The sequence below is a fragment of the Streptomyces griseofuscus genome (assembly GCF_014673495.1).
Classification (GTDB): domain Bacteria; phylum Actinomycetota; class Actinomycetes; order Streptomycetales; family Streptomycetaceae; genus Streptomyces; species Streptomyces murinus.
Map to the genome: position 1 here is coordinate 7,317,219 of NZ_CP051006.1, position 22,387 is coordinate 7,339,605.

Sequence of the window (22,387 nt, forward strand, 5' to 3'; positions counted from 1 at the left end):
GAAGGTCCTTTTCAGAGCGCCGCACCGGCCGCCTCGGCGGCCAGCGATCCGGGAGTGGTGGTGTGCGAGCCGGCGAACAGCCTGGGGTGCGCCGCTTTGATCCCCTGGTAGACGAGGTCGTAGGGAACGTCGTCGAACTCGCCGTGGACGTGCAGGAATTCCATGTGCCGGCGGTTCTGCTCGTCGTAGGGGTGGTACATGCTGTCGGCGCGCCCGTCGAACTCCAGCGGCTTGATGCCGTACAGCTTGCACAGCATCTTGTTGAACACCGGGGTGGCCTTGGTCCAGCGGCCGTCCAGCCGCACCACGGCCAGGCTGTGGAAGCGGAAGATGTCACCGCCGACCAGTTCGCGCAGCCGCGGGGAGGCGAGGTGGTTGCGCACATCGCCGTAGTAGACCCGGCTGGGCACGCCCACCGCGCGCACGGCCGCCGCGTACAGCGCGGACTTGTGCACACAGAAGCCGAAGCCGTGGCCGAGCACGCCGCTCGCGCTGAGCCCGGCGCGGGTCAGGTCGGCGCCGTACACCTCGTACGGGATCGAGTCGCGGACCGCGTAGTACAGCGCGACCGCGTTGCGCCGGGCCCGTTCGGCGTCGGGGTCGGCGCCCTCGCCGGTGAAGACGTCGGCGGCGGGCAGCACCTCGGCGACGAATGCCCGGACCGCCGCGGAGGTGTGGTCGAGGAACTCGGTCGCCGCCAAATTCGGTTCCTGGTTCAGTGCCATGTCCGCCCCTTCTTCCCGGTCGTGGTGAGGGGACGGTCGAGCCCCATGAGTACGGCGAGACGCTCGCGCTGGATCTCCGAGGTGCCGGAGTAGATCGTGCCGCCCACGGCGTCCCGCAACTCCTTCTCCAGGCCGTACTCGGTCGTGTAGCCGTAGCCGCCGAAGATCTGCACCGCGGCCAGCGCCGAACGGACGTTGGCCTCGCTGACGATCAGCTTGGTGGTGGCGATGTCGGCGGCCACGTCCTCGCGGTTCTGGGCCCGGCGCGCGGTGTCGTGGAGCCACTTGCGGGCGGTCTCCACATCGATGCGCAGATCCACGAGCTTGTGCGAGACGGCCTGGTGAGAGCCGATGTGGACGCCGAACTGCGTTCTGCTGCGAGCGTGTTCGACGCAGCGCTCCAGCCGTCTGCGCAGCTCGCCGGTGGTGACGGCGAAACCGCACAGGATCTCCCACTGCATGACGTGGTCGAAGACGAGGAAACCCGCGCCGACCCCGCCGATCACATGGTCGCGGGGCACCCGGACATCCTCCAGGAACACCTCCGCGAGCGGTGACGTCCGCAGTCCGAGCTTGCCCACCGGCCGCCCGACGGTCACGCCCGGGCTGTCCCGGCGCACCAGGAAGGCCGTCAGGCCCCCGATGTCACCGGGTTCGCCGGTGCGGGCGTACACCACGATCAGGTCGGCGAGCGGCCCGTTGCTGACGAACGCCTTGCTGCCGTTGAGCACGAAGGCGTCGCCGTCCCGGGCGGCGCTGGTCCGCATGGCGGTCATGTCGGAGCCGCCGCCGGGCTCGGTGATGGCGTGCGCGCCGATCGTGGTCCCCGCGCAAATGCCGGGCAGATAACGGGATTTGAGGTCCGCCGAGCCGAACCGGTGCAGCGGGACGCCGGTGCTCACCAGATGGGTGGTGGCGGAGAAGGTCAGCCCGGTGTCGTGGCAGCCGTACCCCAGTTCCTCCAGGACGGCGACCGTGGTCACCAGGTCCTGGCCCAGGCCGCCCCACTCGGTGCCGAACGGCAGCCCGAACAGGCCGACGTCGCACAGCCGTTTCCAGCCCTCCGTGTCGAACTCGCCGCCTGCGTCCCGCTCGATATGGCCCTGTCCGGCGGATCGGGCCACCTCGCGGATGGCGCGCAGCAGTTCGCGCTGCTCGTCGCTGTCGGGCATCTCAGTAGTGGGAGAAGCCGTCGGAGCCGAGGTCATGCCGTTCGTCGCCGCGCAGCGGTGGGTTGAAGACGCTGATCAGCACCATGTCGCCGGCCGGGTCGGCGATCAGGAAGTGGGCGTCGTGCCGGTCGAGCGCGTAGAGCATGCCGGGCTTGATGTCCTCGCCCACGCTGCCGTCGGCGGTCTCCACCCTGCCGGAGCCCGAGATGCAGTAGCAGGCTTCCAGATGGCGGCTGTACTCCAGCTTCGACTTGGTGCCCGCCCGTACGACGGTGTGGCAGACGGTGAACCCCATCCGGTCGTTCTCCACGACCATGCGGTAGCTGAGGCCGTTGCCCCACTCGACCGGCTCGATGGCTCTCTTGTCACGAATGAACATGTCGCGAACCCCCGTTCGTCTCGGATCAGTTGGCTGGGATGGATGACGTGCCGAGGGACCGGCGGTGCCGGTCGATCAGCCCCACGATCGCCGCCACCGAACGGAAGTCGTCCGGGGTGACGTCGAGTTCGTCGAAGGGAACGTCGTAGTGGTTGCCGAGCCAGGCGATGAGCCGCAGCAACTGAAGGCTGGACACCACCCCGTTGCGCAGCAGGTCGTAGGAGTCCGCCAGCTCCTCGGGGGGAGTACCGGGCAGGTACTCGTCCACGATGTGCCGGGTGATCTCTTGGTTCAGACTCATGTCACATGCTCCTGGAGACGGCGACGGTCCACCTTTCCGGTCGGCCCCACGGGCAGCGGACCGGCCATGAGATGGAAGCGGCTGGGAATCGCCACCCGGTTCAGCCGGGCGGCGCAGAGGGTGCGCAGCTGGAGTCCGGTCACCTCGGCCCCGCTGGTGCGCACGAAGGCGTGCAGGGCGACCCCGGCCTCCGGATCGGGGAGGGCGACGACCGCCGCCTCGGCGACCTCGGGCCGGTCGGTGAGGACCCGCTCGACCTCCTCCACATTGACGCGGACACCGCGCACCTTGACCTGGAAGTCGGTCCGGCCGACCAGCCGGATCCGGCCGTCCGCACCGCGCTCGACGAGGTCGCCGGTGCGGTACCAGATATGGCCGTCGCGCTCCCGGAACCGGTCCGAGGCCGCGGGTTCGGCCAGGTACCCGGGTGTCTGGAACGGTGTGGAGACGAGGAGCTCGCCGCTGCCGGGCCCGGTGACCTCGTGCTCCCCGTCGAGTACGGCGATCCGGGTGCCCGGAACCGGCTCGCCCAGCGGCAGCACCTCGCCGTCCGCCGCCTCGGCGCCGTCGAAGCCGTGGACCATGCTGTCGTTGGTCTCGGTGCAGCCGTAGACGTTGTGCAGCCGGGCGTGCGGGAACAGCTCGGGCAGCTGCCTGCGGACCTGCCGGGGCACATGGTCGCCGGTCAGCAGCACATGCCGGACGGCGTCCCCGCGCAGCCGCGCGCCCGCCTCGGCGAGCAGCCGGAACAGCAGCGGCACACCCTGGACGACATGCGGCCGGCCGAGGCGCACCCAGCGGGCCAGATACGCGGGCTCGGCGGCCCGCGCCGGGTCCACCAGGAGCACCCGGCCGCCGTGGCGCAGGGTGGCCCAGATGTCCAGCAGACACAGATCGAAGTTGAGCGGCGCGTGGTTGAGGACCCGGCTTTCGGTGTCCAGGCCGAGGAACTCGCCCGCCCACGCGGTGAAGGCGTCGAGCGCCCCGGCGGTCAGCGGGACGAGCTTGGGCACCCCGGTGGAACCGGAGGTGGTCAGCACGAGACGGGTCCCCTCGGGCACCGCCGGGCCGCTCTCCGCCCCGTCCGGCAGGGTCGTCCAGGCGAGGCGGCCCCCGTCCACGGTGGCGAGTGCCTGCGCTCCGGCGCGCCGGACCAGCGTGGCGGTGGTGTCCTCGCCGAGGTCGGGGGAGAGCAGCAGCAGCGGGCGGCCGGCCGACAGACAGGCCAGGATCAGGGCGATCGAGGCGGGCGTCTTGGCGGCGACCAGCGCGAGCGGACGGTGACCCCTCGGCCCGCGACCCCCGGCGAACAGGGTGTCGAGGGTCCGCTCGGTGCGCTCCGCCAAGGCGGCCAGTTCCCCGTAGCTGACGTCCGCGTCCTCACCGGGCATTCCCGCCAGGGCCACCGCGGCCGGGCGCAGCCGTGCGGCGGCGAGGATATCGCTCGCGAGTGTTCCCGACACAGGTCCCCCGGTCCGTTGGATGGCGTTGCGGTGACGGCCGGTTTCGGCCATCGGTCACCGTCGCCGAGGAGTCTGCGTCGCCGTCCCGCGTGCCGTCTTCGGTCCGGCGGCGGGGCCGTACCTGTACTCCGGGTCGGGTCGCCGCGGCCATGAGCTGGACCTGGATCCGAAGACGCCGCACCGGCGGGCGCGCAGACTCGGTCGGGTGCGTCGAGGTGGCAAAGATATTGCCGAGTGACCGCCCTCACGGCCGGAGAATCTTCCGCCAAAGGCCCTTCGGATGCGTAACCTTGCTGCGCCGAACCGCTTGTGAAGGACGGAGAAGTCGCATGCCCCCTATGGCTCCCGGTGCGCTCTCGGCGGCGGGTGACCGCCGTGGACCGCTGCTCGTCGGCATCGTCAACATCACGGAGGACTCGTTCTCCGACGGCGGCCGCTACCTGGACGCCGAGGCGGCACTGCGGCAGGCGCTGCGGCTGCGGGCGGAGGGGGCGGACATCGTCGAACTCGGGCCCGCCGCGAGCAATCCGGACTCCGCGCGGGTGCCGGCCGAGCAGGAGTGCGCGCGCCTCGCGCCGGTCCTGGACCGGCTGGCCGCCGAGGACATCCCGTGCTCCGTCGACTCGTTCCTGCCCGAGACCCAGGGCTTCGCGCTCGCCCGCGGGGTCGCCTTCCTGAACGACATCCAGGGCTTCCCGCATCCGGAGCACTACGGGGAGCTGGCGGCGGCGCGCTGCGGGCTCGTGGTCATGCACTCGGTGCAGCGCCTCGGGCCCGCCACCCGGGTGCCGACCGATCCGGCCGAAGTCTGGGAGGGGATACTGGAGTTCTTCGCCGAGCGACTGGCCGCCCTGCGGGACGCGGGGATCGACCGGGACCGGCTCGTCGTGGACCCCGGGCTCGGCTACTTCCTCGGCAGCAACCCCGAGACGTCCTTCGCGGTACTCGGCGGAGTCCGGTCGCTGAAGGAGGAGTTCGGGCTGCCGGTCATGATCTCCGCCTCGCGCAAGTCGTTCCTGCGCTCCGTGACCGGCCGCGCGATCGCCGAGAGCGGACCCGCGACGCTGGCCGCCGAGATCCACGCGGCCCTCGACGGCGCCGACTACATCCGCACCCATGACGTCGGCGCCCTGCACGACGCCCTGACCGTCCTGCGGGCGGTCACCGAACAGGCCACGGTGCTGTCCGGGCGATGAGCATCCAGGGACAGGTCCAGGTGACGCGCACACTCCTCATCGACAACTACGACTCCTTCACCTACAACCTCCATCAGCTGCTGACGGAGGTGAACGGCCGAGAGCCGCTGGTCGTCCGCAACGACGCCGACTGGTCGGCGCTCGATCCGCGGGACTTCGACAACGTCGTGATCTCCCCGGGCCCCGGCCGGCCCGAACGGCCCGAGGACTTCGGCATCGGCTCCCGGGCGATCCTGGAGTGGGATCTGCCCGTCCTCGGGGTGTGCCTGGGCCACCAGGGCATCTGCCAACTGCTGGGCGCCGAGGTACGGCACGCGCCCGAGCCACGGCACGGCCGCCTCTCCCTGGTCACCCACACCGGCCGCGACCTCTTCGCCGGACTGCCCTCGCCGTTCGGCGTGGTGCGCTACCACTCGCTCGCCGTCACCGCGCTGCCCGAGGAACTGGAGGCGCTGGCCCGGTCGGAGGACGGCGTCCTGATGGGGGTCCGCCATCGCACCAGGCCGCTGTGGGGGGTCCAGTTCCATCCGGAGTCCGTCAGCACGCAGTACGGCCATGAGCTGCTCGCCAACTTCCGTGACCTCACGCACACATGGCACCGCCGCGCGCTCGGCCCGGCTCCGGACGACGCACCTGCTCCGGACGACGCCCCGCCGTACCGGCTGCATGTCCGCCGTCTGCCCTGGGTGCCGGACCCGGAGGCCGCCTACGTGGAGATCTTCGCCGCCGCCCGGCACAGCTTCTGGCTGGACAGCGGCAGCGCACCGCGGCAGGGGCGCTTCTCCGTCATGGGCGACGGCGCCGGTCCGCTCGGCGAGTACGTCACCTACCGGGCCGCGGAACAGGTCGTCCGGGTGGAGCCGGGCGGACGGCGGATCCGGGGCACCTTCCTGGAATACCTGGACACGGAACTGGGCGCCCGCCGCGTCGACGGCGGCACCGACCTGCCCTTCGGGTTCCGGCTCGGATACGTCGGCTACCTCGGCTACGAACTCAAGGCGGACGCAGGCGCGTTGACCACGTACTGCGCCGAAACACCCGACGCGGCCCTGGTCTTCGCCGACCGGGCGCTGGTGATCGACCACGCCGAGCGCACCTGCTTTCTGCTGCGGCTCAGCCGGCACCAGGACGACCCGGAGGTCACCGCCTGGCTGGAGACGGCGGGCGGGCGTTTGCGCGCACTGCCCCGAACGCCCCTGCCTGCCGGCGATGTCCAGCCGTCGGAGGCGGCGCCCGTACCGGTCGAGCTGCGGCACAGCAGGGACGCCTACCTCCGCATGGTCGGGGAGTGCCTGGAGGAACTGCGGCAGGGGGAGTCGTACGAGATCTGCCTGTCCAACACGGCGGTCGCCGAGACCGGCATCGACCCGCTGACCACCTACCGCGCCCTCAGACGCGTCAGCCCGGTCCCCTACGGGGCGCTGCTCGACTTCCCGGGCGTGGCCGTGCTCAGCGCCTCACCGGAGCAGTTCCTGGCCGTCGCCCCCGATGGAGCAGTCACCTCGAAGCCGATCAAGGGCACCAGGGCGCGCGGTGCCACCGAGGCGGAGGACAGGCGGCTGCGGGACTCCCTGACCGGCAGTGAGAAGGACCGGGCCGAGAACCTGATGATCGTGGACCTCGTCCGCAACGACCTGGGCATCGTCTGCCGTCCCGGCTCGGTCCACGTACCGGTGCTGTGCGGGGTGGAGACCTTCCCGCAGGTCCACCATCTCGTCTCCACCGTCCGCGGCACCCTGCGCGAGGGACGCTCGACGGTCGACTGCGTACGGGCGGCCTTTCCGCCCGGCTCCATGACCGGCGCGCCCAAACTGCGCACCATGGAGATCATCGACCGCCTCGAACAGGGCCCACGCGGCGTGTACGCGGGGGCGATCGGCTGGTTCTCCCTCGGCGGCGGCTGCGAACTCAGCGTCGTCAACCGCACCATCGTGGCCACACCCGGATCCGTCCGCTACGGCGTCGGCGGTGCCGTCGTCGCCCTGTCCGACCCGTTGGAGGAGTTCGCCGAGACCATGGTGAAGGCCCGCGCGATGGCGACGGCGCTCACCCTGAGCCGCCCGGAACCGCGCCGCGTCCTCACCCCGATGTGCCGGAAGTAGGCGGCGAGCGGAACCACGCGGTGCCGGCCCGCGCCGGAAGCGGGCGGTGGCGGTGTCCCCGTACGGCGAGCAGTGAAGGAGACTCTCGGATGAAGAGCCCAGCGGCCGACCGGGACACCGGTCTGCTCTCCCCGGTACGGGCCGGAACACCCGTCGAGCGCGCGGTCAGCGACCAGGCCTGGCTCCAGGCCATGCTGGACACCGAGGCCGCGCTGGCCCGCGCGGGGGCCCGGCTCGGGTCGGTGCCCGATCAGGCCGCGGCGGTCATCACGGCCGCGGCCAGGGCGGAGAGCGTCAACCCCCGGGACATCGCGGTCCGCGCCCGGGGGAGCGCCGACACCGTCGCCGAGCTGATCGGGGCGTTCACCCGGGTCGTCGCCAAACTGGACCCGGACGCGGCGCCCTACGTGCACCGCGGGGCGACGAGCCAGGACATCCTCGCCACCGCGGCGATGCTGGTCTGCGGGCGCGCCCTGCCGCTGGTACGGCGGGACCTGCAACGGGTACGCACCGCCCTGCCCGGCGGCCGGGGGTGGGCGCTCGGCGGCCGACGGGCGGTGGAGGAGGCGGACGGACGGCTCGCACTGCTGGCGGGGGACGCGCTGACCGTCGTACTGCACGACGCGGACAGCGCCCTGACCACGGCCTTCGCCACGGAGACCGGACTGACGGTCGCGGACGCCGGAGCGCACGCCGAGCCCGCGGGCTCCCTCCCCGAGGTCGGACGGGCCCTGACCCGCACGGTCCGCGCCCTGGCCGAACTGGCCACCGCTGTCGGCGCGTTCGCGGAAGCGGGGTCCGGCTCCGCCGCGGCCGGCTGCCACGCGCGGACGCGGGGACCCGTGGAGCTGATCCATGGCGCCGCGCTCCAGGTCCCCGCGCTCTGCGCCGTCCTGGAGCCATCGCCGTCCGTACCGGGCGCCCGGTACGCCTTATGGCAGCCGCTCAGAGAGGCGATCCGGCTGACCGGCGGCGCGGCCCATACGGCGGCCCGGCTCACCGAGGACCTGGACGCGACGCCCCGTACCGCCACCCCGGCACGGGTCTCCACCCTGTGATCACCCCTGCTCCCGCAGCAGGTCGCCGATCGCGGACATCCCGGCGGTGACGGCACGCTCCCCGACATTGCCGAAACCGAGCACGAGCCGGGGCGGCGCGGTCTCTCGCGAGGTACGGCAGGTGCTCATCCCGTACAGGCCGACCGAGCGGGCGCGGGCGGCGGCCACGAGACCCCGTTCGTCCGCCGTCTCCCGCAGATGGGCGACCGCGTGGAAGCCGGCGGCGAGTCCGGTCACGGCGACGCCCGGGGCATGCTCCGCGAGGGCGGCCAGCAGGGCGGTGCGCCGGGCCGCGTAGGTGCCGCGCATCCGCCGCAGATGCCGGTCGAAGCGGCCCGACTCGATCAGCCTGGCGAGGGCGAGCTGATCGAGGACCGGCGAGCCGCGGTCGCTGATGTGCTTGACCGACACCAGTGTGTCCGCGAGCGCCGGCGGGCACAGCAGCCAGCCGATCCGCAGCGCCGGTGCCAGGGACTTGCTGACGGTGCTTATCGAGACGACCCGGTCCGCGGCGAGCCCCTGGAGGGCGCCGACCGGCTCCCGGTCGTAGCGGAACTCGGCGTCGTAGTCGTCCTCGATGACCACCGCGTCCTGCGCGGCCGCCCACGCGATCAACGCCAGCCGCCGCTCGGGTCCGAGCACCACCCCGGTCGGCCACTGGTGCGCCGGAGTGACGACCACTGCCCGCGCCCCCGTCGCCGTCAACGCGCCCACGTCTATGCCCTGTTCGTCCACCGGCACGGGCACCGCCTCCAGGCCCGCCGCGGCGGCCGCCGCCCGGACGGAGGCGGGCGAGCCGGGATCCTCGTAGGCGACGCGGCGCACCCCGCCGCGGGCGAGGGCGGCCAGGGTCAGGGACAGGCCCTGGGCGTACCCCGAGCAGATGACGATGTGCTCGGGGTCGGCCGCCGCCGCGCGTACCCGGCGCGCGTACCCGGCGACCACCTCACGCAACACCGCGCTGCCCCGGGGATCGCCGTAGTCCAGCTCGGCCACCGGCATCCGGCGCGCCGCCTCCCGCACCGCCCACAGCCAGTCCGGCATCGGGAACGCGCCCAGGTCCGGTACGCCCCACCGGAAATCGGCCAGCAGCGGCGGTCGCCCCGCGGGCCGACGCGGCACCGGCGGCGCGGCCGGCGGGCACGCACCGGCGGCCACCCGGGTGCCCGAGCCCACCCGCGCCACCAGATAGCCCTCGGCCAGCAGTTGGGCGTACGCGTCCTGGACCAGCCCCCTCGACAGGCCGAGCGCGCCCGCGAGTTCACGCGAGGGCGGCAGCCGCTCACCCACCCGCAACCGGCCGGTACGGATCGCCTCGCGCACCTGGTGTTCCAGCTGGGACCGCAGCGGCTCGTCGCGGTCACGGTCGATCGCGAAGAGCAGGTCCGACGACACATTGGACCACTGGGAAGACATGGAATTGGAGCTTACCGGTGAGCTGATCGCTCCCTAGGGTGCGACCATGACCACCACTGATCCACGGAAATCCCCGTCGCCCACGACCGGGCCAAAGGACCGGCCCCCGCTGGTGACGCGTCCGCTGCTGCTCCGCTTCATCAGCGTGTTCGGCGCCTCGGCGAGCTTCTATCTGCTGCTGTCGGTCGTCCCGCTCTACGCCAAGCACTCCGGGGCCGGCGGCAACGGCGCCGGGGCGACCACGGGCGCCCTGATGCTGGCCACGGTCGCCGGCGAGATCGTGGCACCCCGCTTCATCGAGCGCTTCGGCCACCGGGTCACCCTGGGCGCGGGCCTGCTGCTGATGGGCGTGCCGTCGCTGGTGCTGACGATGTTCTCCGGCGTCGCCTGGATCACGGTGGTCTGCCTGCTGCGCGGCGCGGGCTTCGCCCTGACCGTCGTCGCGGGCGGGGCGCTCACCGCCTCCTTCATACCCTCCGAACGACGGGGCGAGGGGCTGGCGTTGGTCGGCATCGTCTCGGGCGTGCCCTCGCTGCTGGGGCTGCCGCTCGGCGTCTGGCTGGTCTCCGAGGTGGGGTACACGCCGGTCGGCGTGGCCGCCGGGGTGTGCGCGCTGGCCCCGATCCTGTCCATACCCGGGCTGCCGGAGAAGGAGTACATCGCCGGGCGGCGGATCGGCATCATGGACGGCATCCGCGATCGCGCGATCGCCCGGCCCGCGGTCCTCTTCGCGGTCACGGCGCTGGCCGCCGGGATCGTGGTGACCTTCCTGCCGCTCGCCGTGCCCTCTGCCTCCACGGGGCTGGTGGCCGTGGCCCTGTTCGTGCAGCCCGCCGGAGCGGCCGTGGCCCGCCTGGTGGCCGGCCGCCTGGGCGACCGCAAGGGCTCCTCCCGGCTGGTCTTCCCGGGACTCGTGGTGTCCGCCGCGGGCATGTTCATCACCGCGTACACCAGCAGCGCGGTCGCGGTCGTCGTCGGCGTCGCCGTCTTCGGTATCGGCTTCGGCATCGCCCAGAACTCCACGATCACCCTGATGTACTCCCGCGTCCCCGCCTCCGGTTACGGCACCGTGAGCGCCCTGTGGAACATCGCCTACGACGCCGGAATGGGCATCGGCGCCGTCTGCTTCGGCGTCCTCGCCCAACAGGTCGGCTACCCCTGGGGCTTCGTCTGCACCGCCGCCCTCATCGTCCTCGCCCTCCCGTCGGCCTGGCGGGACCGGCCGGGGGCACGGGGGCGGGAGGTTGAGGAGGCGGCGGTCTGAGATCGGTGGGGCGGGGGCTGGGGCCTTCTCCCGGCAGGGGAGGAGCGGGGCGGCAAAGGTCTGAGTGCCGGGCGCGGGGCTGGCCGCGTCGGTGCCGGGTCGGGCGGTCGTCCGCCGCCCGCATACGCTCTCGTCCCGGCAGGGTGGTGCCGGGGGAGGTCCCGTCGGACCGGAGGTTCGCCGCAGGGGCGGTAGGGCGCGCGGAGCCGGTGCGGTGGCGGAGCCGCGGGTGGCCTCGCGGGCGATGCCGTCGGGGTCGTATGGGCCGTGGACGCCGGGTGCCGGCGCCGCCGCGACGCGGCCGGAACCGCGGGACTCCCGTCGTAGCGGCGGCGGTCAGCCGCCCCCCGAAGACGGGTGCTCCCCACTTCCCTGCCCCGGCCCCGCGGAGAGCCGTTCGTGCTCGTCCTCCCAGACCCTCAGCAGGACTTGGGGGTCGGCGCCACAGGTGCGCGCGTACAGGAGGATGAAGCGGCGGGGCGGGAAATGGGCGCCGCCGAGGACTCTGGCGAGGTAGTCGACGCCGACTCCGGTCCGGTGCGCCAGGATCTCGTGCTGGATGCCCGCTTGCCGGCGCACTCGTTCGAGAACGACACCGATGTGCGTGGGGCCCGTCAGCGGGCGGTTGCGTGTATCGGACATTGCTGGCTCCGCTGGGCTCTGGGGACGTGCTGGTTCATGCCTGGAGCTCGGTCAGGGGAGTTGTTCGGACTGGTGCGGGAATGACGCTAGGCGCGGAAAGGCGCCACATCTCCTCTTTTCTCAACCCTGCGTCGGCGCAGGCTCTCGGCAACGCCTGTTCAACAGCCTTCATTTGCCCCCGAGCCCCCGTGCGCCGTTCGATTCACATGACGGGTCTACGGGCCGGACGACTTTGTCAATTTCCCCTGCTGAAAGGCTTACTCGGGCCACCGCACGACAAACGCGTGGTGGCCCGCGTGCGAATTGACGCCGCCGACGCGTCTCCCGACCGGAACGCGGTTCGGCGGTGCGATGAACCGGTGGTCCGAAGGCTGCACTTGCATGCGCGAACAACGGTTGAATCGAGACATTGTTGCCTTAAGCACGCATACATCACCGGCTCCGGGGCGATCCTGACCTCGCCGGGCGAGATGCAATTGCATCTCGACGACGGGGAGTTCGTTCACCGCGGGAGGAAGTTCGGTGGGGAAGTCGATGTATGTGTCACGGCAGGACGCGGACGACGCCGGCGTGATGTGGCATAAGAGTTCGTACAGTTATCCGGAAGGGGAGTGCGTCGAGGTCGCGCAGCCGTCGGGCGCCCAGGTGCTCTTCGACGACTCGAAGGTCCGCAAGGGCCGTCTGGTGGAGGTTTCCACGGCCGCCGCGGTCGCCTTCGTGACCGCCGTGCGCCGCGGCGACATCTGAGGCGACGACCACCGCCGGGCGCACCGTCCGCCGCGGACGACGCGCCCGGCCCTGAAAGGGTCCTGATGCCCCGTCAAAGAAATCGGGCAGCTCTGGACATCGTCCGTAACCGACCAGTATGCATAGGGATAATGCAAGTGCATTCCGTTCCTGACCGGGATGGATGATCAGCGGATACCTGGGGGTGTGCCGTGGCGGAACAGCCTGTGCCTGCACAAGGACAGGACGGTACGAACACGGACTTGGGGCAGGACAGGGCCCACAGTGCACGCATGTACGACTACTACCTCGGCGGAAAGACGAATTACGTCGTGGACCGGGAGGCCGCCCAGGAGGTGATCCGGGTCTTCCCGGCGATCGAGACCGTCGCGAAGGTCAACCGGGCCTATATGCACCGGGCCGTCCGCTACCTCGCGCGGCAGGGGATCCGGCAGTTCATCGATGTGGGGACCGGCATCCCCACCTCGCCCAACCTCCACGACGTGGCCCAGGAGGTCGCCCCGGACTGCCGGGTCGTCTACGTCGACAACGACCCGATCGTCCTCGTCTACGCCGATGAACTCCTCGACGGCACCCCGGAGGGGCGGACGGCCTACGTCCAGGCCGACGCGACCAAGCCGGACGAGGTCTGGGCCGCCGTACGGGAGCGGAACATCCTCGACCCCGAACTCCCGGTCGCCCTCAGCCTGCACGCCCTGATGCACTTCGTCACGGACTCCCAGGAGCCGTACGAGATCGTCAGGAGCCTCCTGGAACCGCTGCCGCCGGGCTCGTACCTGAGCCTGAGCCACTGCACCGGGGAGTTCGACCCGGAAGCCTGGCAGGCCATCATCGACACCTACGCGGAGGCCGGCACCTCCGTCCAGGTGCGCGGCCGGACGGAGGTGCGGCGCTTCTTCGACGGCCTCGAACTGGTCGACCCGGGCGTGGTCCTCGCTCATCAGTGGCATCCGCGGCTCGGCAGCGGACCCGGTGTCCTCAGCGAGCGGCAGGTGTCCCTCTACGCCGGAGTCGCCCGCAAACCGTGACCGACGCGGCGCGAGCGCGCGTCAAGGGGCCTGGTACTTCCGGTACATGCGCGCCAGATCATTGAGCTTGCGCCGCGCCGCGTCCGGCCCCAGCCCCTTGAAGCGCAGCTCGTCGAAGACGACCTCACGGTGGTCCACCAGGTCCTCGTCCTGGATGAACAGACAGCCGTCCAGGTTCTCCGCGTAGGCGACCTTGGGCACCCGGCCCTCGAAGTCGAAGATCGTCGTGGTGCCCAGCTCGACCGGCAGGTCGTAATGATGCGCCGGATCGACCAGCCGCAGCTGGTAGTTGCGCCGCTCGGAGAGGCCGGCCAGATGCTCCATCTGGTCGGCCATGATCTCCGGGGAGCCCACGCGATTGAGCAGCGCGGCCGCGTGCACCACGATGATCAGCTTCTTGCCCGGCGCGGCCTCGAACCTCGCCCGGCGCTCCTTGCGCAGCCCCAGCAGCGCGTCATGGGTGTCACGCTCCCCTCGGCCGCGTCTGATCAGGGCCTCGGCGTACGCCGGCGTCTGCGCCAGGCCGTGCAACAGATCGCTGCTGTACGCCTTGATACGTGTCGCCATGTCCTCGAAGCTGATCACAGCTTGGAGGTACGGCTGAGCCACGGTCGACCATTCCTGCCACCACGTCGGCTGGTTGGCGATCTCGGCGAGTTCGAGGAGGACGGCCTGTTCCTTCTCGCCGCTGATCTCGTACACCACGAAGAGCCGCAGCAGGTCCTTCTCCTTGAAATGGTGCATGCCGCTCTCGATCCGGCTCAGCTTCGAGGAGGAGCAGCCCATCCGGCGTGCCACCTCCTCCTGCTTCAGCCCGAGATGGTGACGCCGGCTCCGTAACGCGTGCCCGAGCAGCATCCGGGGCGCGGACGGAACGGCCTCGTCCTTGAGGTAGCGCACGGTGCCCCGGCGGCCCGGCCGGTCGCCGCCGCTCCCACTTCCGACCGGCCCCGGGGCCCCTGCTATCCGCCTGATCAACGTTCCCTCCTCGCCTCTACCCGCGGGACCGCCCGCGCCCCCGCCCCGCGGAGCCCCATAGTGCACAGCCTCGCGTCTCAGGGAGCCCGGATCACCGGAAAAACCCCATCGGCACGGATGTCCACCTGCTGTCGGCCCCTCACGGACACCTCACCAGGAGAAGACGAAGCCGCCTCGGGGGTCAACGTGGCGACCCCTGGCGGGAGTTGGCGCACAGCACAGAAAGGCCGGCGATATTCGCGAGAGATCGGCAGGGGTTCGGGGATAGCCTCCCGCGGTGACCTCACCTGCCCAGCCCCTCGTGGCTCCCGACTTCGTCGTACCGCCGCCGCCCGCCACCGCCCGCTTCCGGCTGGAACCCCTCGGCCCTCAGCACAACGCCGCCGACCACGCCGCCTGGACCTCCAGCATCGCCCACATCCGGGCCAACCCCGACTTCACCGGCCGCTCCTGGCCCCCGGTGGCGGGCATGTCCCTGGAGGCCAACCTCGAAGACCTGCGCCGGCACGCCGAGGACTTCGAGCGCCGCTCAGGCTTCACCTACACCGTGCTGTCGGTCCCCGGGAACGACGTCATCGGCTGCGTCTACATCTACGGCTCACGCCAGGATCCCGAGGTCACCGACGTCCGCTCCTGGGTCCGCGCGAGCCATGCCTCTCTCGACGCCGACCTCTATCGCGTCGTCAGCGACTGGCTGGAGCGCGAATGGCCATTCGGACGGGTGGCGTACGCCCCTCGCTGAGCCACCGCGGCGAGGGCCGCACAAGCACCGTGTGCGTCGCTCGCGGCGGCTTCCGTCAGACCGCGGACCGGCCCCGCGCCCCTGCCGCCCCCAGCTGTCGGTTCCGGGCCCGTCGGAAGAGCAGCGTGCCCGCCGCGGTGGCGAGGAAGACACCGCCCGCGGTCCAGGCCACCACGGGCGCCCGGGAGGTACCGGCGGAGCCGGCCGCCGCCTGGTCCGTGGAGCAGGACCTTCCGGATGCGGTGGGGGCCACGCGCAGACGCGCCCATGGCCGGTCCGGACCGCTCTGACCGGCATCGTGCCGGTAGACGACGTAAAGGCCCGGCGCGGCACCGCACTTGAGGGTGGCGGTGGCGGTCAGCACGGCGCGGGCGCCCCGCAGGACGGGGCGGTCGGCGAACGCGCGGGAGGTCAGGCTGATGTGCCCGTCCGCGCCTTCGTCGTCGTTGTCGGTGAGGGTGACACGGCTTCCGGCCCGGAAGGTCCGCACATCCCATTCCGACTGGGGCCATGTGTCGCCCGGGGCCCAGCGCTCCTCCAGATCGGGCGCGGGCAGCCGCTTCACCTTGTCCCGACAGGCCCGGCGCGCGTTCTCGTCGACCGGCAGGACGCGCACCCGCGCCCAACGGAAGGGATGTTCGTCCGGGCCCACGTCTCCGGCGCCGCGCCGGATGACCGGCTGAGTGCCGGGCCGGGCGTCGCAGGCGATGGTGACGGTGGTGGTCAGCAGCGGATCCCTCATGCGCAGCCTGCCCGTCGCCATGAACACGGACGCGTGCAGGGTGTCGCCGTAGGAGGCCTCGCCGGACCGGGCGTCGATGGTCAGCGTGTCGCCGGGCCGCACCGAGGCCAGGCCGCCGTATGTGAGCGACGGCGTCGACGGCGCGGCCGACGCCGGCCCGGCCGCGAGCAAGGGCAGCAGGAGGGGGAGGGCCGCCCAAGCCGCCCTGCGGAATCTGTCCATCGCCCGTGCCCTGTCTGTCTTTCGACGTCTGTCTTTCAACGCCGTGTCAGGCGGCGTCACCGGTCGGTATGCTGATCCTCTTCGTGGCGAACACATGTGCGATATATCCGATTTCAACGGTCCGGTATCGCGCACCGTTCGGCTTCCTCCAAGACGGAAAGACACCCTGGTGCGTTCCAGCTACAGATGGGTTCCGGTCCTCGCGCTCGGACTGGGCGCGGGCATGTTCGGTGCCGCCCCGGCCTCCTCGGCAGAGACCTCCGGGACCACGGCCCCCGCGGTCGCTCCGGACGAGCCGAACGTGCCGGACGGGCCGGGTCTCGTCGGCGAGGAGAGGTACTGGACGGCGGACCGCATGAAGAACGCGGTACCCGCCGACGGGCCCTCGGCCCCGGTCGCCCCGCGGCACGGCCTCGGCGCACAGCGGGCCGCGGGCCGCAGCTCACCGCCGTCCGGCACACCCGCGCCCCAGCACTTCGCGGGCCACCCGATGGTCGGCACCTTCTTCTTCGACGGCAAGCCGCTCGGCGGCGACACCTACTGCACGGGCAGCGTCGTGCACACGGCCGCCAAGGACATCGTGCTGACCGCCGGACACTGCGGCATCGGGCTGGGCAAGGCCACGCACCGGGTCTTCGTCCCGCAGTACAGCAGCGGCAAGAGCGCCGCGCAGCAGCCGTTCGGCGTCTTCCCGGTGCTCCAGGTCTACACGGACCCCCGCTACACGGCGAACACCAAGTCGGCCGCCTCCGACCTCGATCTGTCCTTCGCCCAGGTCGACGCCAACAGCCGAGGCAAGGTGGAGGACGTCACCGGTGCCCTCACCTTCACCCCCACCAGCGGCTACAACCACAAGGTCACCGTCATCGGCTATCCCGGCTCCGGGAGCGTCAACCCCGGTCATCTGCCGATCCGTTGCCCCGTCACCACCTCCCAACTGCCCGGGTTCCGGCAACTGCGCATGACCTGCAAGGGCTTCTACGGCGGTGTCTCCGGCGGCCCCTGGATCGAGGGCTACGACAGCGCCACGGGCCGGGGCAAGGTCATCGGCAACACCGGCGGATACAACGGCGGCGGCAACGACGCCGACGACGACTGGGTGTCGTACGCGCCGGTCTACGGCAAGGACGCCCAGGACCTCTTCCAGCACGCCGCCGCCCACCAGCAGTTGGGCAAGAACCCCCCGTACTCGGGGACGACGGACCCCTGGCTGCCCGGATCGGCGAGCACCTGGAAGAAGGCCGCGCTGATGACCTCAGGTGACTTCCGGGGGACCGGTCACAGCGACCTGATCGTGGTCTGGACCGACGGCGAGGTCACGCTGTACCCCGGCGACGGACACGGCGGCTACGGCACCGAGCGGCGGCTGATGGCACCCAACAGCACCTGGAAGAACGCCAGGACCATCACTGCGGGCGACTTCACCGGGTCCGATCAGTTCGACCTCCTGGTGCGCTGGACGGACGGCGAGGTCACCCTGTACGGCGACGTCGGCTCCAAGGGGCTGAACCGGGCCGGCACCCGGATGATCAAACCCAACGCCACCTGGAAGAACGCCACCCAGATCAGCGCCGGCCGCTTCGGCAGCACGCGGTACGTCACCGATCTGATCGTGCGCTGGGCCGACGGCGGGCTCACCCTGTACACCAACGTCGGCGCCGGCACCTTCGGGCAGCAGCACCGGCTCAAGGCCCCCAACGGCACCTGGAAGAACGCCACCCTGCTCACCAGTGGTGACTTCTCCGGTCGCCAGCAGTGGGACCTCATGGTCCGCTGGACCGACGGCGAACTCGACGACTACCCCGGCACCGGCACGTCCGGCCTCGGTACCGAGCGGCGCATCCAGAACCCCAACGAGCGGTGGGCCAAGGTCGCCACCATGACGACCGGCGACTTCACCGAGAACGGCCGCACCGACGACCTCCTCGTACGGCGGTCCGACGGCGAGACCACCATGTACACCGACACCTCGGGCAACAGCCTGGGCGGGGAACGCATGCTCGTCGCCCCGACTTCCTGACGACCCCCGACGGCTGCCTGTACGACGGCTGTCGGACTCGCTCACCCGGGCCCACTCGGGCGGCGAGCGGCGGGCGGAGGCAGCGGGCAGCGGGTGGTGGGCGGCCGCGTGCGCCGCCGTCCCGCCCGACGCCGTCCGGGGGACCGGCAACACCCGTGCTCCGGCGCCGCGTTGGGAGCGGGCTCAGAGGCGTCGTACGACACCGCCGGGCCCCGGCACACCTACGCGGTGCCCTGTGACGCGGTCAGCCAGGCGCGGTAGCGGCGGCGGGAACCCGGACGGGTGCGCGGCGCGAGGCGGGAGTGCGCGTCGGCGGTCCGGCCGGTGAGCGCACGGCGAGCACACGCTGAGCACACGGCGAGCGCACGGTGTGCGCCGAGGTGGTCGCGCGGGTGGTCCATGCCTCGGGCGGGGACCGGAAACGGAGCGGCGCAGCGGCACCGCGCCGGTCCCCGCCCTGCTCAGACCTCGGTCGGTCGGAGCCTTCGGCGTCCGGTCACACCGCGACGCGGCGCGAGCGCCGGGTGCGGCGGAGACGAAGGCAGACCGCGAGCACGGCCGCGGCGGCCATGGCGGTGGCGGCCGCGGTGAAGGCCGTTGTCGTGGTGGAGGTGGTGGCCGTCGCGGTGGCCGCGGAGGCGGAGGGCGCGTTGGCGGAGGACATGGGCGGGGCCGCCGTGGCGCCGTCGTAACCGCCGCCCTTGCCCGCCCGGTCGTAGGCGGAGCCGGGGAGCTTGTCGCCGTACTTCTTGTGGACCAGGCGCTGGTAGTCGGCGAGGGAGACGCCGGCCTTGCCCACGGCGCGGCGCGCGTCGGGGTCGAGCGGGAGCACGCGGCCGTCGCGCACCACGTACCAGGCGTCGATCTGCGGCTCCTGGAAGACGGTTCCGCGGCCGTGCGCCTTGCCGACGTAGTCGGTCTCGTCGCCGCCGGTCGCGATGTTGACGACCTTCCAGCCCTGCGCCGTCCGTACGGTCCACAGCGAGGCGACCTGCCCGTCGGCGGAGACCGCCTTGCTCGCGACGAACTGCGGCGCGGCGACGGGAGCGCCCGGGCGCCCGGCGACGAACCCGGGAGCGAGGGAGTAGACGGTCACCGAGGGCCCGACCAGATGCGGGCGGGCCGCGTCCGCCTTGAGGGTGCCGGCGCGGGCGAAGAAGCGCGACAGGGTGTGGAGGGTGGCGGGGCTGGACGCCGCCTCACGCGCCTGGGCGGTGGCCGAGGCGGTGAAGGGTGCGGGGAAACCGGCAGGCGCGGAGGCCGCGTGGGCGGCGGTGGGGGTGAGGGCGCCGAGGGTCGTGGCGGCGAGCAGGGCGACGACGGCCGTGCGCGGGTGGGGCGAGGTCATGGGGGTCACGCTCCGATCCCGTAGAGCGAATGCGTCCACGTGAACGAGTTGTTGTCCACGTAATAGTCGTAATCCGCCCAGTTGTAGCGGGAGTTGGAGGGCCACGGATCGCCCCAGTAGACCTGGCCGGCGGCAGGGTCGTAGCCGTAGAGCACATGCATGTGCCCGCCCCCGGAGCTCCACTCGATGCGTGTCTCGACGGGCCGGCCGGCGTCGATCTCCTTCTGCACGGTGGCGTAGCGCAAGTAACCCCGCACGTACGTACCGGGGTTGATGCCCATCCAGTCCAGGGCGTCCTGCACATTGCCCAGTGACGCCTGCCAGTTGCCGCAGGGGCTGCCCTGGGGCCGGCCGAACGCGGCGTCGCAGAACTGGTTCTGGTCGTAGTCCCGCCCGAACCACGAGGCGATGGTGTTGCCGCTCGCAGCCCAGCACCAATTGCTGTTCTGCTGCGCCTGCATGGTGATGTTCAGACGCTTGGCGGTGGCGACCGCGGGGCGAGAGGCGGCCCGAGATGCCGCCTGGCGCACGGAGTCGGGCGCGGCGTGCGCGGTGGCCGCCGGGAGGAACGCGGGCGTCAGGACGGCGACGGCCGTGAGGGCCAGTGACGCCAGCCGTATACGGCGTCGGTTGGAGATGGACATGGCAGTGCTCCCAGTCACGGTGGGGGGTGGCGGTGCGCGTCCGGACGCTGCCCCAGCAGCTTTGGTCACCTGCCGGGCCCCGGTCAACGGCATCCGCCGCGGGATGGTGGTGAAGTAAACTTCGCGCGTACGGTTGTGAACGCCCCCGCGGTGCCGGCAGGTGGCGGCCCGTAGGCAACACCCCGTGCCCGTACGGGAAGTGAACGTTCACTGGAAGACGCTCATGGGGGCCGGGAGAGGGAAGAGCCCCGATGGCAGCACGTGCTACCGATCGCCATGGCACCCCGCGCGCCAGTGATCCGGCCCTCGGCCCGTCCCGCCGCCCCGGCCCTCCCACCACCCCCGAGGCCGAACTCGCCGAAGCCCTGCGCACCGGCCCGTTCGATGTCGCGCTCCGGGCCGCGCTCGCCGCGCGCGGGCTGGCACTGCACCGGGTGCAGCACCGGCTCGCCCAGCGGGGCATACGGGTCGGGGTGACCAGCCTCAGCTACTGGCAGCGCGGGCTACGGCGGCCCGACCGGCCCGAGTCGCTGCGCGCCGTCACCGTACTCGAAGAGGTCCTGGAGCTTCCCCCGCACGCGCTCACCCGGCTGATAGGACCACGCGCCAACGGCGACCGCCCCCCGTCCCGTCCCTACCGCGCCCTCCTCGAACCGGCCGCCGCGCTCGAAGCACTGCTGGCGAGCCTCGCCGCGCCGGAGGACGGCGGGCTGCACACCGTGATCCACTACGAGCACGTTCACATCGGGGCCCGCCGGGAACTGCTCGCGCGGGACTCGCACCATGTCGTACGTGCCCACCGCGACGGCGTCGACCGGTATCTCGCCATCCATCTCGGCGACCCGGGCTGCGACACCGACCGGGTCCGGGTACGCGGCCTCGGCAACTGCCGGGTCGGGCGGACCCGGCGTGACGGCGCCTCGGGGATCGTCGTCGTGGAACTGCTCTTCGACGCACGGCTGAGAGCCGGCGAGACGGCCGTCCTCGGGTACCGCTTCGAGGACGGAACCGGCGCGCCCAGCGAGGAGTACGTGCGCGGCTTCACCTACGGCGGCGGCCAGTACGCCCTCCAGATCGGCTTCGACCGCGCCGCCCTCCCCGTCCACTGCCGCCGCTTCACCCGCCCCTCGGCCACCGCCCCCCGCAAGGCGGTCACCGACCTGACCCTCAACGCCCACGGCTCGGTTCACCTGGTGGAACAGCAGATCCGCCCGGGCGTCCTCGGCATCACCTGGGAGTGGGACTAGAGCCGGTCCCGAGGGCGGCACCCGGGGCGGAACCCCCCCTTGTTAGGCCGGATGCCGTCTGCGGATGCATGCCGCGATCGACCGCCGCAGCATCCTGATCATGCGGATATCTACTGTCGTACGGACCAGTCCACTGTCGGCGCGGCGCCGTGGGGCGCGTCATGTCATACCCGTGGCCCTCGTCTGCGGTGTGCTGCTGGCCGGCACCGCGGCGTGCGGCTCGGACGGCGGTCGCAGGAACCAGGCCGGCGCACCCGGTCTCAACATCCCGGTGGCGTCCGGGTCTCCCAACCCGGGCGCGGTGCCCCGCCTTCCGGGCATCGGAAGCCGTATGTCGAAGCGCGTACCGGCCGACACCCGCCAGGCGGTGGTCGTCTACGGCGACGACCAGGACTCGGACGAGAGCACCGTCGTGCTCTACGAGCGCAAGGCCAACGCCTGGAAACTCACGGGGACCTGGCCCGCGCACAACGGCAGGCAGGGCTGGACGACCGACCACCACCTGGACGACGAGCGCAGCCCCGTCGGCGCGTTCTCCCTGACGGACGCGGGAGGGTCGCTGGAGGACCCCGGCAGCCGACTGCCCTACTGGTACGACGACAACGCGTACGCGGCCATGACGGAGGACGGCGACGAGCACGTCCACGACTTCGACTACGTCATCGCCATCGACTACAACCGGCTCAAGGGCGTCGCGCCGTTCGACTGGAACCGCCCCGAGGGAGTGGAGAAGGGCGGCGGCATATGGCTGCACCTGGACCACGGTGACGGCACGTCCGCCTGTGTCACCGTTCCCGAGTCCGGGATGAAGACGCTGCTGAGCACCCTGAACCCCCGCCTCCACCCCGTCGTGGTGATGGGGGACCGGGACCACCTGAGCGCCTGACGGCGCGCCGACGGCGCGGTCCGCGAGGCCGCGTCCGCCCGGCGGCCACCGCGCCCGTTCGGCGC

At 71.8% G+C, this 22,387-nt stretch carries 21 protein-coding genes; 10 read left to right on the plus strand and 11 right to left on the minus strand.

Annotation, left to right across the window (positions count from 1 at the left end; translation table 11 throughout):
• Window positions 1-11: 11 nt before the first annotated feature.
• From HEP81_RS33220 to HEP81_RS33240, 5 genes are read right to left on the minus strand one after another with little or no spacing between them, the layout of a single operon-like run.
• The gene (locus tag HEP81_RS33220) at window positions 12-725 is read right to left on the minus strand and encodes a transglutaminase-like domain-containing protein (RefSeq protein WP_037660984.1); all 714 of its coding nucleotides are present in this window, start codon (window positions 723-725) and stop codon (window positions 12-14) included.
• Window positions 716-1,897 carry an acyl-CoA dehydrogenase family protein gene (locus HEP81_RS33225; protein ID WP_051850499.1) on the minus strand — a complete coding sequence of 394 codons (1,182 nt, stop codon included), beginning with the start codon at window positions 1,895-1,897 and terminating at the stop codon, window positions 716-718. Before HEP81_RS33225 ends, HEP81_RS33220 begins: the two co-directional genes overlap by 10 nt.
• 1 nt (window position 1,898) lies before the next feature.
• Window positions 1,899-2,276: an ectoine synthase gene (locus HEP81_RS33230; RefSeq protein ID WP_037660985.1), complete on the minus strand. Its 378-nt coding sequence runs from the start codon at window positions 2,274-2,276 to the stop codon at window positions 1,899-1,901.
• A 25-nt stretch (window positions 2,277-2,301) separates the two neighbouring features.
• Window positions 2,302-2,577: a phosphopantetheine-binding protein gene (locus tag HEP81_RS33235; protein ID WP_037660986.1), complete on the minus strand. Its 276-nt coding sequence runs from the start codon at window positions 2,575-2,577 to the stop codon at window positions 2,302-2,304.
• Window positions 2,574-4,040: an AMP-binding protein gene (locus HEP81_RS33240; protein ID WP_051850500.1), complete on the minus strand. Its 1,467-nt coding sequence runs from the start codon at window positions 4,038-4,040 to the stop codon at window positions 2,574-2,576. Before HEP81_RS33240 ends, HEP81_RS33235 begins: the two co-directional genes overlap by 4 nt.
• 338 nt (window positions 4,041-4,378) lie before the next feature.
• On the opposite strand from HEP81_RS33240, the gene folP reads away from it, so the two are divergent.
• The 3 genes from folP to HEP81_RS33255 all read left to right on the plus strand — a co-directional run bounded on the left by folP (window position 4,379) and on the right by HEP81_RS33255 (window position 8,396).
• Window positions 4,379-5,236 (plus strand): dihydropteroate synthase, encoded by an 858-nt coding sequence (gene folP, locus HEP81_RS33245; RefSeq protein ID WP_051850501.1) that lies wholly within the window; start codon window positions 4,379-4,381, stop codon window positions 5,234-5,236.
• Window positions 5,233-7,338 (plus strand): aminodeoxychorismate synthase component I, encoded by a 2,106-nt coding sequence (pabB, locus tag HEP81_RS33250; protein WP_037660987.1) that lies wholly within the window; start codon window positions 5,233-5,235, stop codon window positions 7,336-7,338. The genes folP and pabB overlap by 4 nt, the downstream gene beginning before the upstream one ends.
• Before the next feature lie 89 nt (window positions 7,339-7,427).
• Window positions 7,428-8,396, plus strand: a complete 969-nt coding sequence (locus tag HEP81_RS33255) for a lyase family protein (protein ID WP_051850502.1) — start codon at window positions 7,428-7,430, stop codon at window positions 8,394-8,396.
• On the opposite strand, the gene pdxR is transcribed toward HEP81_RS33255, so the two are convergent.
• Window positions 8,397-9,812, minus strand: coding sequence for a MocR-like pyridoxine biosynthesis transcription factor PdxR (gene pdxR / locus HEP81_RS33260; protein WP_037660988.1), 1,416 nt, complete (start codon window positions 9,810-9,812; stop codon window positions 8,397-8,399). It abuts the gene before it with no gap.
• A gap of 46 nt (window positions 9,813-9,858) precedes the next feature.
• On the opposite strand from pdxR, the gene HEP81_RS33265 reads away from it, so the two are divergent.
• On the plus strand, window positions 9,859-11,076 hold the full coding sequence (locus HEP81_RS33265) for an MFS transporter (protein ID WP_051850503.1): 1,218 nt from the start codon (window positions 9,859-9,861) through the stop codon (window positions 11,074-11,076).
• 336 nt (window positions 11,077-11,412) lie between these two features.
• Here the strand turns inward: HEP81_RS33265 and HEP81_RS33270 are convergent, their stop codons facing one another.
• Window positions 11,413-11,718 carry a helix-turn-helix domain-containing protein gene (locus tag HEP81_RS33270; RefSeq protein ID WP_051850504.1) on the minus strand — a complete coding sequence of 102 codons (306 nt, stop codon included), beginning with the start codon at window positions 11,716-11,718 and terminating at the stop codon, window positions 11,413-11,415.
• A 522-nt stretch (window positions 11,719-12,240) separates the two neighbouring features.
• Here HEP81_RS33270 and HEP81_RS33275 point away from each other — a divergent pair.
• Entirely contained in the window at window positions 12,241-12,465 is a 225-nt protein-coding gene (locus HEP81_RS33275; RefSeq protein ID WP_037660989.1) for a DUF397 domain-containing protein, read from the plus strand.
• Between the two features lie 242 nt (window positions 12,466-12,707).
• A complete protein-coding gene (locus HEP81_RS33280; RefSeq protein WP_259332477.1) occupies window positions 12,708-13,493 on the plus strand; it encodes an SAM-dependent methyltransferase in 786 nt (261 codons plus the stop codon).
• A 21-nt stretch (window positions 13,494-13,514) separates the two neighbouring features.
• Here HEP81_RS33280 and HEP81_RS33285 read toward each other — a convergent pair whose 3' ends face one another.
• Window positions 13,515-14,471: a helix-turn-helix domain-containing protein gene (locus HEP81_RS33285; RefSeq protein WP_037660992.1), complete on the minus strand. Its 957-nt coding sequence runs from the start codon at window positions 14,469-14,471 to the stop codon at window positions 13,515-13,517.
• Between the two features lie 277 nt (window positions 14,472-14,748).
• On the opposite strand from HEP81_RS33285, the gene HEP81_RS33290 reads away from it, so the two are divergent.
• Window positions 14,749-15,213, plus strand: coding sequence for a GNAT family N-acetyltransferase (locus HEP81_RS33290; protein WP_051850506.1), 465 nt, complete (start codon window positions 14,749-14,751; stop codon window positions 15,211-15,213).
• Window positions 15,214-15,268: 55 nt separating this feature from the next.
• Here the strand turns inward: HEP81_RS33290 and HEP81_RS33295 are convergent, their stop codons facing one another.
• A complete protein-coding gene (locus tag HEP81_RS33295; RefSeq protein WP_037660999.1) occupies window positions 15,269-16,177 on the minus strand; it encodes a hypothetical protein in 909 nt (302 codons plus the stop codon).
• Between the two features lie 169 nt (window positions 16,178-16,346).
• On the opposite strand from HEP81_RS33295, the gene HEP81_RS33300 reads away from it, so the two are divergent.
• Window positions 16,347-18,197: a trypsin-like serine peptidase gene (locus tag HEP81_RS33300; RefSeq protein WP_243279660.1), complete on the plus strand. Its 1,851-nt coding sequence runs from the start codon at window positions 16,347-16,349 to the stop codon at window positions 18,195-18,197.
• A gap of 496 nt (window positions 18,198-18,693) precedes the next feature.
• Here the strand turns inward: HEP81_RS33300 and HEP81_RS33305 are convergent, their stop codons facing one another.
• Together HEP81_RS33305 and HEP81_RS33310 are read right to left on the minus strand one after the other, a co-directional pair.
• A complete protein-coding gene (locus HEP81_RS33305) occupies window positions 18,694-19,545 on the minus strand; it encodes a hypothetical protein (RefSeq protein ID WP_037661000.1) in 852 nt (283 codons plus the stop codon).
• A gap of 5 nt (window positions 19,546-19,550) precedes the next feature.
• Window positions 19,551-20,189 (minus strand): papain-like cysteine protease family protein, encoded by a 639-nt coding sequence (locus HEP81_RS33310; protein WP_037661001.1) that lies wholly within the window; start codon window positions 20,187-20,189, stop codon window positions 19,551-19,553.
• A 251-nt stretch (window positions 20,190-20,440) separates the two neighbouring features.
• On the opposite strand from HEP81_RS33310, the gene HEP81_RS33315 reads away from it, so the two are divergent.
• Together HEP81_RS33315 and HEP81_RS33320 are read left to right on the plus strand one after the other, a co-directional pair.
• Complete coding sequence (locus tag HEP81_RS33315; RefSeq protein WP_243279661.1) at window positions 20,441-21,436, plus strand: hypothetical protein; 996 nt, start codon at window positions 20,441-20,443, stop codon at window positions 21,434-21,436.
• Between the two features lie 64 nt (window positions 21,437-21,500).
• Window positions 21,501-22,322 carry a hypothetical protein gene (locus tag HEP81_RS33320; RefSeq protein ID WP_243279663.1) on the plus strand — a complete coding sequence of 274 codons (822 nt, stop codon included), beginning with the start codon at window positions 21,501-21,503 and terminating at the stop codon, window positions 22,320-22,322.
• Window positions 22,323-22,387: the final 65 nt, after the last annotated feature.